Raw genomic sequence first — 14925 nt, 5'->3', positions numbered from 1 at the left:
ACAGTGATAAAAGAAATTATAGAAGACGCTAAAGATCGCATGGAAAAAAGTGTTGAGTCATTGCGTAGTCAAATGTCGAAAGTACGCACCGGACGAGCTCACCCCAGCATTTTAGATAGTGTTATGGTGAACTATTACGGTACTGACACTCCGCTGAAACAGTTGGCTAATATCACCACCGAGGACTCCAGAACTTTAGCGTTGACCGTATTTGACAAGTCGGCTTCAGCTGCGGTTGAAAAGGCAATTATTAACTCGGACTTGGGGTTAAATCCGGCATCAGCCGGAGCTGTTATTCGCATTCCTTTGCCACCATTGACTGAAGAGCGTCGTCGCGACCTGGTTAAAATTGTGCGCGCGGAAGCAGAGCAGGGGCGAGTGGCGGTACGCAATATTCGTCGTGACGCGAACAGCGATATTAAAGACCTTTTGAAAGAAAAAGAAATTACTGAAGATGAAGAACGTAGTGCTGAAGATGAGATTCAAAAACTGACGGATAAATACGTCAAGCAAATTGATGAATCGTTGAAGGCAAAAGAAGAGGACTTGATGGAAATTTAACCATCAAACCTTACCTACGTTGGTCTATGACGCCGTGTCAGGTATACTCGCACGGCGTTTTTTAATGTTTACGGCAGATTGAATGAAAGAATTACCGTCAATAGAGCAGTTAGTTCCCCGACACGTCGCCATTATCATGGACGGCAATGGTCGTTGGGCGAAACAACGCGGTAAAATACGAACTTTTGGGCATAAGGCCGGAGCAGAAGCTGTGCGCAGAGCGGTCGCTTTTGCTCGCCGTAACGGTATAGAGTCTCTGACTTTATTTGCTTTTAGTAGTGAAAATTGGAAGCGTCCCGCTACTGAAGTATCGGTACTGATGGAGTTGTTTATGTCAGTATTGAAAAGCGAAGTAAAAAAGTTAGACGATAATGATATTCGCTTGCGCATTATTGGCGATAAAGGCGCTTTCTCAAAGCGTTTACAAAAGCGAATACAAGAAGCCGAAGAAAAGACTCAGAATAATAGTGGGCTAAATTTAAATATCGCTGCAAACTATGGTGGTCAATGGGATATCACTCAAGCCAGTCGTAAGTTGGCTGATAAAGTGAAAACCGGCGAGATCGAGCCTTCAGAAATTACCGAAGAGGCAATATCTGGTGAACTTATGATGGCCGATCAGCCATTACCGGATTTACTCATCCGAACGGGGGGTGAGCGTCGTATTAGTAATTTTCTATTATGGCAGTTGGCTTATGCAGAGTTGTATTTTACTTCAACATTGTGGCCAGACTTTGACGATGCCATTTTTGCTAAAGCTATAACGGATTTAGCTCAACGTGAACGTCGCTTCGGTTTAACCAGCGAACAATTGACCGTGCTTATGCAAGGCATAGAAACTCGGATAGAGGAATAACACTTGCTAAAACAACGTATTATTACAGCATTACTGCTGGTTCCAGTGGCATTATACGGGGTTTTTATGCTGCCGCTTTGGGGCTTTTCTCTGTTTATTCAGGCGGTTTTAATGCTGGGTGCCTGGGAATGGTCTCCTCTAATGGGCGTGCGTCGTACATCAGCGCGTATTGCTTATACTCTGTTTGTCGGAGCGATAATCGGAGTGCTTTCATGGCTGGCACCGTATGAACACTTGTGGCGCGATGGCGAGCTTTCTAAACTGATTTATTACACTATCCTTGCCGGCGGCGTCTGGTGGGTCGTAGCTTTGGCAATGATAGTTAATTACCCCTCAAGTCGCCGTATGTGGTCGCGAACCCGTGCCATTGTTGGTGTTTTTGGGTTGCTGATTTTTATTCCTACATGGGCTGCATTAGTCACGGTCCGCTCTATCGATATTGATGAGTCACGCTTCTTTGGTGGCTGGGTTGTTCTGTTTATTCTTCTTTTAGTCTGGGCTGCCGATGTCGGTGCGTATTTTGCCGGCGTTCGTTATGGGCGCAACAAAATGATGCCAGCCGTAAGTCCGGGCAAAACGATGGAAGGTTTATGTGGCGGGGTAACTCTGGCTTTTGTGGTGATGATGGTTGTGGCGCACTGGACTAAAGTGCCCGCTGATCAATTCACCGGTTATTACCTAACCGGGTTGTTTACTGTAGTGGCGTCGGTATTCGGAGATTTAAACGAAAGTATGTTTAAACGCAGTGCCGGAGTAAAAGACAGCGGATCAATTTTACCGGGGCATGGGGGAATTCTTGACCGTATTGACAGTCTTACAGCTGCAGTGCCTATTTTCACCTTAGCTTATCTGGAGTTTTTGCATTAAACCTATGCGTCGAATTACGGTTTTGGGAGCAACAGGCTCCATTGGTCAAAACACTCTGGATGTTGTTGCACGACACCCGGAAGACTTTGAGGTTTTTGCGCTAACCGCTCACAGCCAGGTTCAGGTTATGGCTGAGCTGTGTTTGAAGCACCATCCACAATACGCCGTTATGGGCTCTCAAAGCAGTGCGTCAGAGCTCAAAGAACTTTTAGGCACTCAGGTATCAACACAGGTAACCTACGGCGAAAAAGCTTTAGCAGAAGTTAGTGCCGCAGGCGACGTCAATATTGTTATGGCAGCGATAGTTGGCGCTGCAGGACTTGCCCCGACATTAGCTGCTATTGATGCGGGTAAAGATGTCTTGTTGGCCAACAAAGAAGCCCTGGTAATGAGCGGTCAATTGTTTATTGACCACGCACAACGTTCTGGCGCTCGAATAATACCAGTAGACAGCGAACACAATGCTATTTTCCAGTGCTTACCCCAGGCAGCCCAGCAGTTGGTTGGCACTATGTCTTTAGCAGAGCATGGTATTCAGCATCTGTTATTAACTGGCTCCGGTGGCCCGTTTCGGGATATACCACTTGAAGAGCTATCGAAACAAACTCCAGGGGCGGCATGTAACCATCCCAACTGGTCTATGGGACGAAAGATATCTGTCGATTCGGCCACTATGCTTAATAAAGGACTGGAATATATTGAAGCCCGCTGGTTATTCAATTGCTCACGTGAACAGTTGAAAGTGGTGATTCACCCTCAAAGTGTTATCCATTCTATGGTCCAGTACACCGATGGCTCGGTTCTGGCGCAAATGGGGGAGCCTGATATGCGCACCCCAATTGCTCATTCACTGGGGTATCCTGAGCGGTTAGAAAGCGGCGTATCTAATTTAGACTTTACTCAAATTGGACAGTTAACGTTCAAACAGCCCGAGTCAGCTCGTTACCCCTGTCTGCAGCTTGCAATAGAAGCGTGTTGGGCAGGGCAGTGGGCAACGACAGCCTTAAATGCTGCCAATGAAATAGCCGTTGATGCGTTTTTGCAGGAACAGGTGGGCTTTACCGATATCGCTAAAGTCTGTGATTCCGTATTACAGTCGGTAACAACTCATGAGGCTGATAGCATCGAGACGCTATTAGCTATCGATAAAAAAGCGCGTTTAGCAGCTAAACAATGGTTGCAGGAGTACGCACAGTGATAGACGCAATTTGGTATTTCTTTTCGTTTGTTGTCACATTGGGAATTTTGGTTGCGTTTCACGAGTTCGGGCATTTTTGGGTTGCTCGACGCTGTGGCGTTAAGGTAATAACCTTTTCTGTTGGTTTTGGTCGCGCTATTTGGAAACGCACCGGAAAAGACGGCACGGTTTATCAACTTGGTATTATTCCTCTTGGCGGTTATGTCCGAATGCTGGACGAACGCATTGATGATGTCACCGAAAAAGAGCGAGATGTAAGCTTTAATGCACAGTCGGTTTATAAACGTTTTGCCATAGTGGCAGCGGGTCCTGTTGCTAACTTTGTCCTTGCGGTAGCGGTGCTATGGCTCATGTTTGGTATTGGTGTGCCGACGGTAAAGCCGGTTATTGGTGATATCAAAGAAAACTCCATTGCTGCAAAAGCAGATCTGGAAAGAGGCAGTGAAATTTTGTCAGTCGACGATGTAGAAGCTTATGACTGGCAACAAGTGCAGCTGGGCTTAATGTCCGCTATTGGCGATGACGAGACGATAATAACGTTAAGAACTCCGGCGGGAAATGAAATACAGCGCAAACTGGATTTAACTGGCTGGCGGTTTGATCCTGAGACAGAGTCGACCTTTGGAAGTTTAGGTATCGAGGTTTATCAGCCTGAAGTCTACACCGAGCTTAGTCAGGTTGAAGCAGACTCACCTGCTGATGTGAGCGGCCTTAAAGCGGGCGACACAATTATTTCTATTGACGGTGAACAAGTCGATAGTTGGGAAAGAATACGTGAGATTATTGCTCAGTCGGCTGGGCAAAGTCTGTTGTTTACGGTTGAAAGAAATGGCGTTGAGCAGGAAGTTTCTGTTCAAATAGGGGAACGGGAAAGTCAAAATGGTGTCATAGGCTACCTTGGCGTAGTTCCGGTGACTGAACCGTTACCTGATAATTATGTTTTTGACCATCAATACGGTTTTTTCGGGGGCTTAGCGAAAGGCGCAGAAAAAACTTGGGAGTTGATGGTTGTTAGCGTGAAAATGATAGGTAAACTGCTGACCGGAGATGTTTCTGTAAAGAACCTGGCAGGGCCTTTAAGTATTGCTGAAGGTGCCGGCGTTAGCGCCAGTAACGGGTTCGTCTATTTTTTAAGTTTTTTGGCATTACTAAGTGTCAATTTAGGGATAATAAATTTATTACCTTTACCGGTGTTAGACGGCGGTCATTTAGTGTTTTACAGCATTGAATGGGTTCGTGGTAAGCCGGTATCCGAAAGAGTGCAAGACGTTTGCTATAGGATTGGTGGGGTGCTGGTATTCGCGTTGATGGCGTTAGCAATATCAAATGACATCGCCCGTTTCGCATTCTGAGTCACGAATTAACAAAAAAGTAGCTAGTGATAATGACGTTTAAAAAGCTGTTAGTGAGTGCCATGATTGCAGGTGCAGTAGCACCAGCCTACGCACAAGACGAGTTTGTTGTTCAGGATATTGAAGTTAAAGGATTACAACGTGTCGCTTTAGGTGCTGCGTTAACTTATATTCCGGTTAGGGTGGGTGATGAGGTGAGTGAGTTACAGATTCGTAGTGCCATTCGCTCGCTCTACTCTTCGACTCACTTTAACTATATTGATGCGCGGAGAGATAACGATACGTTAATCTTCACCGTTAGTGAGCGACCAACCATTGCTGAAATTACCTTTGAAGGTAACAGCGATATCAAAGACGAGCAGCTTGAAGAGAGCTTGCTTGATAATAATATTGTTACCGGTGAACCTTTAGACAGAACCACTATTTCAGGCATAGAGAAAGGTCTGGAAGATTTCTATCATAGTGTTGGTAAATACAATGCATCGGTGGATATACAAGTTGTTGATTTGCCGCGCAACCGAGTTGAGTTGCGTATGAACTTCGACGAAGGCGACGCTGCTGAAATTGCACAAATTAATATTGTGGGTAATAAGGCGTTTGCCGATGAGCAACTTCTTGATGCTTTCGAACTTCGCGATGACCTTCCGTGGTGGAACGTTATTGGCGAAAAGCGCTACCAGAAACAGCAGTTAAGTGGTGACTTAGAGACTTTAGAGTCTTTTTATCGGGACCGTGGGTATTTGCGTTTTCAGGTTGAATCCGTTCAGGTATCTATGACACCCGATCGTGAAGGTATTTATATCACCATTAATGTGAATGAGGGCGATAAATACAACGTAAGCGAAACCGATGTTATTGGCGATTTAAAAGGCCACGACGAGTTAGTCAGTCGAATTGCAACTATCGAAGAAGGCACCCTCTATAACGCCGCACAGGTGACTTATATTGAGGATATGATTAGCCGCTTTTATGGTCGTTACGGTTATGCTTACCCGGAAGTGCGAGCTATTCCAGAACATAATGACGATGACAAGACGGTTAAAATTACTTTCTCGGTAGAACCGGGTAAGCGTGTCTATGTACGTCACATTAATTTTGAAGGTAACGGTGCGACAAAAGACCGGGTGCTTCGTCGTGAAATGCGCCAACTGGAAGGTGCCTGGTTATCTGACAATAAAATTGAACAAGGTAAGGTTCGTCTTGAACGTCTTGGTTTCTTTGAGACAGTTGAAACATCGACCGAGCGAGTCGAAGGCAGCGATGATCAGGTTGACGTGACCTATAAGGTGAAAGAGCAACCATCGGGCTCCTTTAACGCCGGCGTTGGTTATGGTGACTACTCAGGTTTGCAACTTAATGCGGGTGTTCAGCAAAATAACTTCCTGGGCACTGGTAACAGAGTTGGATTTAATGTCAGCACCAGCCGCTTTAATAAAAACGTTAACGTTTCTTATACTGACCCGTACTTCACAATGAATGGCGTTAGCCTTTCAGGACAAGTGTATATGAGTGAGTTTGATGCCGGTCAGGCGGAAAACTTAATTCGTTATAATCAAAAAACCTTTGGTGTTTCCAGCGGTGTAGGCTTCCCGGTTGATGAAATTAACAGCTTTAACTTTGGTATTGGTTATAAAAACCAGGAAGTAACGAACGTTGACGGTTATGAGCAAATACGGAAATTTTATTCCGCATACTTAAACCGGGAGAACCCTGATGACGGTGTCGCTTTCGATATTTATGAGTTTAATATGGGCTGGTCCCGTGTAACCTTAAATAGAGGTCGCTTTCCAACCAGTGGTTCTTCTCAACGTGCTGGCATTGAGATCTCTGCGCCGTTTAGTGACGTGCAGTATTTCCGGACGAACTATGAATATAAACATTACTACCCACTAACGCGTGACCAGCAATGGACATTCCTGACACGCCTTAACTTAGGTTATGGTAATGGTTATGGTACAGATGACAGAGGCAATGATTACTTATTGCCATTCTGGGAGTCTTTCCGAGTTGGTGGGCAGGGCGACTTACGGGGTTTCGAAGCTAACACTGTTGGACCTCGAGCCATTTACAGTTCTGCAAGCCAGTTACCGGCACCACCAGATGTAACCGGAGCGCCAAATGGTTTGCCATCTGGATCAGATTCACAACAAGTTCAGGTGAGTCGTTTTGCCGTTGGCGGTAATGCAAAGGTTGTCGGTGGGCTTGAGCTTATTGTACCAACACCTTTTGTCGATGAAGGCATGCGTAATAGCGTAAGAACAAGCGTCTTTGTTGACTTCGGTATGGTCTGGGATACAGAATTCGACTACGATAGGTATAAAGGCCTGGAACTGGCTCAGGGAAGTCAGCCGTTAACGGATTACAGTTCGCCAGGCGACTTCAGAGCTTCAGCGGGTGTGTCCGTTCAATGGATATCACCAATGGGTCCGCTGACCTTCTCACTGGGGCGGGCTCTGAAAGAAGTTGAGGGTGATGAAACTCAAGTGTTCTCGTTTAATATCGGAACCACATTCTGATAATAATAATTAAATAATAGTGATAAAATTTGAAGGAGTTTTACCTTGAAAAAGTTAATTAAATCTACAGCTGCAGCTGTTGCTGTTTCAACAGCACTTTTTGCAGGTGCCGCGCAAGCACAGCAGAAAATTGGTGTGGTCGATATGATGGAAGTATTCCAGCAGCTACCACAGCGTGAGCAAATTTCAGAGCAGTTACAGAGCGAGTTTCAGGATCGCTTTGAAGAGATGCGTCGTCTTGAACAAAAAGTTCAGGAATTGCGTCAAAAGCAAGAACGTGATGCGTCAATTATGTCTGCGTCTGAAAAAACTCAGCTAGAGCGTGACCTGGAAGAGACTATCTCTCAGGCTCAGCTAAAAAGCAAAGCGCTTCAGGAAGACACCCGTCGTCGTCAAAACGAAGAGCGTAACAAGTTGCTTGGCAAGGTACAGGATGCAATTACTGCAGTAGCTGAAGACAAAGACTACGATATGGTTCTTGAAAGTAACGCTGTAACTTACATGAAAGCAGATAACGACTTGTCTGGTGCGGTTGTCGAGAAAATGACCTCAGGTAACTAATCTATGACTGAGTACACATTGCAGCAGTTGGCTGACCATGTGGGTGGGGAGGTGCGAGGAAATGCGCAGCTCCCCATTTTGCGCGTGGCGACCTTGCAGTCTGCTACTGGTGACGCTATAGCTTTTTTGGCAAATAGTCGTTACAAAAGTCAGCTAGAAACTACGTCTGCCGGGGCGGTTATTGTCTCCGAAAAAGACGACAGTGATGCCGTTAATAACGCAATTCGGGTATCCAACCCTTATGCTGCATTTGCCAAAATTGCACAGTTATTGGATACCACGCCTAAGCCTGCGAAGGGCGTGGCTGATTCCGCGAAAATTGCTGAATCTGCCAGTATTGGCGTTAACGTTAGTATTGGTGAATACGCCGTTATCGAAGACGGGGTTATCATTGGGGATAACACCAGTATTGGAGCTCACTGCTATATTGGAGCTGAAACACAGCTTGGTTCTGGTTGTACGCTCTGGTCGGGAGTAAAAGTTTATCACCGTTGTGTTATTGGTGATAACTGTCTATTTCATGCAGGTGCGGTTATTGGAGCTGATGGCTTTGGTTGGGCACCTGAAAATGGTAAATGGTTGAAAATTCCTCAACTGGGCCGTGTTGTTATTAAAGATAACGTTGAAATTGGTGCTAGTACTACGGTTGATCGTGGCGCACTCGATGACACCGTTATTTCATCGGGTTGTATCATTGATAATCAGTGCCAGATTGCTCATAACGTATTTATAGATGAAGACACTGCTATTGCCGGTTGTACGGTTTTAGCCGGTAGTTGTCATATCGGTAAACGCTGTATGATTGGTGGTGCCTCAGCCATTAATGGTCATATTAGCGTATGTGATGATGTGCAAATCATGGGATTTGCTATGGTAATAAAAGAGATCACTGAGCCGGGCGTTTATGCGTCAGGTATACCTGCCAGCGGACACCGTGAATGGCGGCGTAATGGTGCCAGGTTCCGCCAATTGGATGATCTCTTTAAGCGTGTTAAAGAACTGGAAAAACAAGCTGACAATAACAACTGAGTAAGGTGAAAGCTTTGAAAATTACGGAATCAGGATTTGATATTCAAGGGGTATTAGATTTACTTCCCCATCGTTATCCGTTTTTATTAATAGACAGAGTTATCGAGACAAACTCGAAGGACTCTTTGCACGCGATAAAGAATGTCAGCTTTAATGAACCGATGTTTAATGGCCATTTCCCGGGCAAACCAATTTTCCCGGGAGTCTTGTTGCTGGAAGCAATAGCTCAGGCCTGTGGCTTACTCGGTTTTAAAATTACAGAGAGTAAAAAGAGCGCAAACGACTTATACCTATTCGCTGGTATTGATAACGCGCGTTTCAAGCGTCAGGTTATCCCGGGCGATACAGTAGACTTTTATGTCACCTTTGAAAAAGAACGCCGTGGTATCTGGAAGTTCACCGGGCGCGCCGAAGTTGATGGCGATGTCGCCTGTACTGCTGAAATTATCTGTGCAAGAAGAGAAGTTTAAGTGATTCACGAAACCGCAATTATTGACCCGAGCGCAGAGATTGGAGCCAATGTCAGCGTTGGCCCATGGACAGTCATTGGTCCAAATGTTGTTATTGGCGATAACTGCGACATTCGCTCGCACGTTGTTTTAAAAGGCCCTACGACCATTGGGAAAAACAACACTATTTATCAGTTTGCTTCCGTTGGCGAGGATTGTCAGGATAAAAAGTACGATGGTGAGCCAACTGAGTTAGTGATTGGCGATAATAATGTATTTCGTGAATCCGTAACCATTCATCGTGGCACCGTGCAGGATGACTCGCTCACCAAGATCGGCGACAACAACTTATTTATGGCATATGTGCATGTGGCACATGATTGTGTAATAGGTAACGACAATATTTTTGCTAACCAGGTGACATTAGCCGGGCATGTTCATGTCGGAGACTGGGTTATCCTGGGAGGTATGACGGGAGTGCACCAGTTTTGCCATATTGGTTCACATTCGTTTGCTGCGGTGAATTCAATAGTGGTGCAGGATATTCCTCCATTTGTTATGGCGCAGGGCCATAATGCTAAGCCCAGAACAATCAATGCGGAAGGATTAAAGCGTCGGGGATATACTCCTGAGCAAATTCAGAATGTACGCCGGGCATACAAAATATTGTATCGCTCCAGCCTGACAGTAGAAGAAGCGCTGGAAGGTATTACTGCACTAAATGAACCGGCACTTGACGGCTTCACGGCTTTTGTAGAAAACAGTTCACGAGGCATTATTCGTCCGTAATGAGTAACAAAAAGCCGCCGAAAATTGCCATTGTTGCCGGTGAGCACTCGGGTGATCTGTTAGGGGCCGGACTAATGCAGGCCATTTCAAAACGTCACCCCGGTGCATACTTTATTGGCGTCGGCGGACCATTAATGGCTGAGCAGGGCATGGACTCTTACTTTCCTATGGATGACTTAGCCGTTATGGGGATAGCCGAAGTGGTACAGCAACTTCCTAAGCTACTACGACACCGGAAAAAACTGGTGCAATATCTTATCGAAGAACAACCCGATGTAATGATAGGTATTGACGCTCCGGACTTTAACCTGACGGTTGAAACTCGCCTTAAAAATGCTGGTATAGCAACGATTCATTATGTAAGTCCATCGGTGTGGGCGTGGCGAGAAGGGCGTATTAAAGGCATTAAGAAGGCAGTAGATCATGTACTGTGCTTGCTGCCTTTTGAAAAGGACTTTTACGATAAGCACGGTCTCCCGGCGACTTTTGTTGGCCACCCTCTGGCCGATGACATCCCAATGCAATGGCAGCAGGGTCCAGCGAGAAAGGAGTTAAAACTCGAACCTGAAAGCGAGTATTTGGCTATTCTGCCTGGTAGCAGAAAAGGTGAAATCGCCCGTATGGCGCCTGTATTTTTGCGAGTTGCCAAGAAAATAGCAGAGAAGTATCCAAACCTTCGTTTCGTGGCACCGATGATAAGCCATGCTCGTGCTGAGCAGTTTCAGGAACTCATTAAGCAATACAGTCCGGAATTGACCATTGCACTTCCTGTGGGCGAAAGCCGTAAGGTTATGGCGGCATCAAATTACCTGCTACTGACATCGGGAACTGTGGCGCTTGAAGCATTACTTATTAAACGCCCTATGGTGGTAGCTTATAGGTTCCACTGGTTGTCTTATCAAATTATTAAACGTTTATTCCATGCGCCGTTCTTTTCATTGCCGAACCTTTTAGCGGGCAAAGAAATTGTGCCGGAACTTGCTCAGTCAGAGGCGTCTGAAGAAGGTATCGAGCAGGCCTTAGTTGAGTTAATCGAGCAGGACAACACCGCTTTGCTTGAACAGTTCAAAACTATCCATCAGCAGTTGAAAGTCTCAGCCAGTGAAAAAGCGGCTAATGTTGTAGACTCCTTTCTATAGTTCTATTTTTTAGAAATAAAACCTGAATACAATGCGCTAATAATTCCAAAAAATAGACCTTATTATATAGGTATCTAAACAAGAGGAATTTATTATGGGTTTATTAGTGGATGGTCAGTGGCACGACAAGTGGTATGACACAAAGAAACATGGTGGCCGCTTTGTGCGCAGCGAGTCACAGTTTCGAAATACAGTCGCTAAAGGTACAGAGTTTGAGCCCGAATCCGGCCGATATCATCTGTACGTTTCTTATGCCTGCCCCTGGGCTCACAGGGCATTAATCTTTCGGAAGCTAAAAGGTCTGGAAAGTCATATTGATGTATCGGTAGTGCATCCGTTGATGCTGCAGAATGGTTGGGAATTTTCTGAAGCTCCTCTTAACGAGCCTCTCTATGACGCTGACTTTCTCTATCAAATTTATCTGAAAGCAGATCCGGAATATACCGGGCGAGTCACTGTACCGGTATTATGGGATAAGAAAACCCAGACCATAGTCAATAATGAGTCAGCGGAGATTATACGAATTTTTAATTCTGCTTTCGATGAGCTGACCGGTAATACTCTGGACTTCTTTCCGGCGAGTAAGCAAAAGCAGATAGAAGAAATTAACGAGTGGGTTTATAACGACATTAACAATGGTGTGTACCGTAGCGGCTTTGCAACCACGCAAAAGGCTTACGAAGAGGCCTACCAGTCTTTATTTGCGGCACTGGATAAAGTCGAAGATATTCTTAGCCAGAGTCGTTACCTCGCTGGTGATGAACTGACAGAGGCGGACTGGCGGTTATTTACGACCTTGGTTCGCTTTGATGCGGTTTACTTCGGTCACTTTAAGACCAATAAGAAACGCATTGTCGATTATCCTAATATGTGGAACTACTTGCTGGAGTTGTATCAACACCCGGGTGTGGAAGAAACGGTTGTGATGGATCATATAAAAACTCACTACTATGCCAGCCATACCACAATTAACCCGACTCAGGTGGTGCCTAAGGGCCCTGAAATCAATTTTCATCAAACACATAATCGGGGTCAAAATGGAGGGAAAAAATCATGAGCGCTATTTTGGCAAAACACCGTGGTATGCCTGCTCAGGACGGTGCCGGGGTTAAGCTTACCCGCATTATTAATCAGCCGGGTTTGAAGCATCAGGATCCATTTTTAATGCTGGACGAATTTCGCTCGGATAATCCCGATGATTATATTGCAGGCTTTCCACCTCATCCGCATCGCGGATTTTGTACTTTGACTTATATGCTGGCCGGAACCATGGAGCACAAAGACTCCGTTGGCAATACGGGGGCAGTAGAGGCCGGTGGCGTACAATGGATGAAAGCAGCTAAAGGCATCATACACGCTGAAATGCCGAAGCAGGTTGAAGGCCTGATGTGGGGCTTTCAGTTATGGGTTAATTTGCCATCTGACGAAAAAATGAGCGAGCCTGATTGGCATGACTTTCCATCGGCGACTATTCCCGAAGTAAAAACTGATGATGCTCTTGTCAGAGTTATCTCGGGGCAATATGAGCAGCAAGAAGGTCCGGTAAGAGCGCCCGGGCGTGATTTCTTAATGCTGGACGTACACTTAGGGAAGAAAGACTTTAGCTTGCCTTCTCAGGGACAAAAACGTCGCCTGCTTTACGTTTATCAGGGAAGTTTAATGGTTAACGGGGAGCTCGCAAAGGAAGGTGAATTGCTCGTGCTTGATCCGGCGAACACGTTAACGTGCACTGCTGACGAAGGTGCACGATTTATTCTTCTGGCGGCAAAACCCATCGAAGAGCCGATTGCTCAGTATGGGCCGTTTGTCATGAATAACTCAGGTGAGATTGAACAGGCGATAAAAGACTACCAGGCAGGGACTCTGGCAGCCAATCAAAAGCTAAGTTAGCGCAGTTCTAATGCTTCAGTCTGCCCCAGTAATCGCTCATAGCGGTTACTGTGGCTGCTGGAAAGTTGCAGACCTTCTAATACTTTAAAGCACTGGTCACATTCCTTTTTCAATAACTTCCGTTCTGCGTTAGGCGTTTCTTCGATAAAGCGCACGGCCGCCTGGATAAAGTTAAGTGCAGCGCCACTGTTCATTGGAGCCACCTCCATCGCTTCACGGAACAGCTCTAATGCGCGACTGTAATGACCTTCCTGATACGCTTCAGCACCTGCTTTGTGCACTTTAAAGAAGGCGTCCTGCTGCTTTTGAGCGGCGGCAAGTCTGGCTTGCAGGATTTTAGTGGTGTAACTGTCAAGTAGCAGGTTGTCGTCTTTATAGGCGGCGAGCGTATTGGCTTTTTCGTACTCGCCTACATCGAGCAGAATCGCAATAACGTCTGGTAATAAATCTTTGTTGATAGGTTGGTTCGTTGCCAGATTTTCCCCGACAACTTCGTTTAAACGCTGTTGGGCTTCGCGTAAACGACCGTTAAACGAATCAATTCGTGACAGTAAAATGGCTTCTAAATCTTCAAATGAAATATCGGCATGCAATAGATGCTCATCGTAACGGGCTCGCTGAAGCTCCATCGTAGCTTCGGTTTGGTACTTACTAATCTGCTGTGGCGTGTCGCTGTGTTCAGCTGCATCAAGAATACTGCGCAAGTAATTACATAAGTGCTGCGCATTACGAAAGACCGATTTGCGTGCTATTTGCAAAACGTTATTCATGGCTTGCTTGGCTATATCAAAGTCACCATTGTCGCGTGCTATGTGGGCCAGTTTGGTTTGTCGTTCAATAGAAAAGGGCGCCATGGTTATTGCATCGCGTGCGCTTTCCAGTGCCTCTTCAAGCTGTTGTTGTTGCAGGTAGCATTCGGTTTTTAAATCATGGGCCTCAATGGCATTGGGCATACGCTTAATAATATGGTTAAGAATATTAAGCGCTTCTTCTGGTGAGTTTTGCAGCAGTCTGGTCTCCGCCAGCTTTAGAAACACCCAGCTATGGGAGTTTTCTTCCAGCAGATCTTTAATGGCTATTTCGGCTTTATCCAGTTGCCCGGTTTTATTGTACAGCTCAATTTGCAGTTTTCGGCAATAATTGCTGTAACGGCTGTTTGACTGAATGTGTTTCTGGCAAGCGCTAATGCAGGCCTCATAATCGTGTTTAGTCAGAGCTTTAAATACATCTTTTAACCACATGCGACGCTTGTAGGCACGCATTAAACGAGAGCGCAAAACACGATGGGAAAAAGGCTTCATTAAATAGTCGTCTGGTTGCAGCTCCAGCGCGCTTAAAACCATTGGACGGGTATTGTCGCCGGTAATAATGAAGAACAGGGTGTGTTCTTTCATTAAACCGCGAACCTGAAGCTCTTCCAGTACCTGTCGGCCATTTCGGCCACGGCCGAGGTTATAGTCTACCAACAGAATATCGTGCGGGTTTTTGATGTAGGCAGCAATGCCCGCTTCACCCGTTGTCTTGATTTGGACGTCTTTTGCCCCCAAGTTTAACAGCAGGCCTTTGAGCATAACCTGAAAGGGCTTCTGGTCATCAATCAATAACACACGTTTATCATTGAGCTCTAAGGTTTTGTCCATTAGTGTCAAACAGTATCCTGATAGTATTCAATACCGACAGCATACTGGCTAATTTCAATAATGTTAAGCGGCAACGGA

At 45.7% G+C, this 14925-nt stretch carries 14 protein-coding genes; 13 read left to right on the top strand and 1 reads right to left on the bottom strand.

Going from position 1 to position 14925, the window contains the following annotated elements; genetic code table 11:
* The first annotated feature begins 3 nt into the window (after positions 1-3).
* The 13 genes from frr to BM359_RS03880 all read left to right on the top strand — a co-directional run bounded on the left by frr (position 4) and on the right by BM359_RS03880 (position 13207).
* Positions 4-561 (top strand): ribosome recycling factor, encoded by a 558-nt coding sequence (frr, locus tag BM359_RS03940; RefSeq protein WP_054488165.1) that lies wholly within the window; start codon positions 4-6, stop codon positions 559-561.
* An 82-nt stretch (positions 562-643) separates the two neighbouring features.
* Positions 644-1417 carry a polyprenyl diphosphate synthase gene (uppS, locus tag BM359_RS03935; protein ID WP_054488164.1) on the top strand — a complete coding sequence of 258 codons (774 nt, stop codon included), beginning with the start codon at positions 644-646 and terminating at the stop codon, positions 1415-1417.
* 3 nt (positions 1418-1420) lie between these two features.
* Positions 1421-2284 (top strand): phosphatidate cytidylyltransferase, encoded by an 864-nt coding sequence (locus BM359_RS03930; protein ID WP_054488163.1) that lies wholly within the window; start codon positions 1421-1423, stop codon positions 2282-2284.
* Positions 2285-2288: 4 nt separating this feature from the next.
* Entirely contained in the window at positions 2289-3482 is a 1194-nt protein-coding gene (gene ispC / locus BM359_RS03925) for a 1-deoxy-D-xylulose-5-phosphate reductoisomerase (RefSeq protein WP_054488161.1), read from the top strand.
* Positions 3479-4834: a sigma E protease regulator RseP gene (gene rseP, locus BM359_RS03920; protein ID WP_054488160.1), complete on the top strand. Its 1356-nt coding sequence runs from the start codon at positions 3479-3481 to the stop codon at positions 4832-4834. Before ispC ends, rseP begins: the two co-directional genes overlap by 4 nt.
* 32 nt (positions 4835-4866) lie before the next feature.
* On the top strand, positions 4867-7350 hold the full coding sequence (gene bamA / locus BM359_RS03915) for an outer membrane protein assembly factor BamA (protein WP_054488158.1): 2484 nt from the start codon (positions 4867-4869) through the stop codon (positions 7348-7350).
* Positions 7351-7395: 45 nt separating this feature from the next.
* Positions 7396-7911, top strand: a complete 516-nt coding sequence (locus BM359_RS03910) for an OmpH family outer membrane protein (RefSeq protein ID WP_054488155.1) — start codon at positions 7396-7398, stop codon at positions 7909-7911.
* 3 nt (positions 7912-7914) lie between these two features.
* The gene (lpxD, locus tag BM359_RS03905; protein WP_054488153.1) at positions 7915-8940 is read left to right on the top strand and encodes a UDP-3-O-(3-hydroxymyristoyl)glucosamine N-acyltransferase; all 1026 of its coding nucleotides are present in this window, start codon (positions 7915-7917) and stop codon (positions 8938-8940) included.
* A gap of 14 nt (positions 8941-8954) precedes the next feature.
* The gene (gene fabZ / locus BM359_RS03900; protein WP_054488152.1) at positions 8955-9410 is read left to right on the top strand and encodes a 3-hydroxyacyl-ACP dehydratase FabZ; all 456 of its coding nucleotides are present in this window, start codon (positions 8955-8957) and stop codon (positions 9408-9410) included.
* Entirely contained in the window at positions 9411-10178 is a 768-nt protein-coding gene (gene lpxA / locus BM359_RS03895) for an acyl-ACP--UDP-N-acetylglucosamine O-acyltransferase (protein ID WP_054488150.1), read from the top strand.
* A complete protein-coding gene (gene lpxB, locus BM359_RS03890; RefSeq protein WP_054488148.1) occupies positions 10178-11317 on the top strand; it encodes a lipid-A-disaccharide synthase in 1140 nt (379 codons plus the stop codon). Before lpxA ends, lpxB begins: the two co-directional genes overlap by 1 nt.
* Before the next feature lie 94 nt (positions 11318-11411).
* A complete protein-coding gene (locus BM359_RS03885; protein ID WP_054488146.1) occupies positions 11412-12374 on the top strand; it encodes a glutathione S-transferase family protein in 963 nt (320 codons plus the stop codon).
* Entirely contained in the window at positions 12371-13207 is an 837-nt protein-coding gene (locus tag BM359_RS03880; protein WP_054488143.1) for a pirin family protein, read from the top strand. The genes BM359_RS03885 and BM359_RS03880 overlap by 4 nt, the downstream gene beginning before the upstream one ends.
* Here BM359_RS03880 and BM359_RS03875 read toward each other — a convergent pair.
* A complete protein-coding gene (locus tag BM359_RS03875) occupies positions 13204-14847 on the bottom strand; it encodes a tetratricopeptide repeat-containing response regulator (RefSeq protein ID WP_054488142.1) in 1644 nt (547 codons plus the stop codon). The two genes, BM359_RS03880 and BM359_RS03875, sit on opposite strands and share 4 nt — an antisense overlap.
* Positions 14848-14925 lie beyond the last annotated feature (78 nt).

This window comes from Idiomarina abyssalis, assembly GCF_900116625.1.
Lineage (GTDB): Bacteria > Pseudomonadota > Gammaproteobacteria > Enterobacterales > Alteromonadaceae > Idiomarina > Idiomarina abyssalis.
This window is presented reverse-complemented; position numbering and strand designations above follow the sequence as displayed.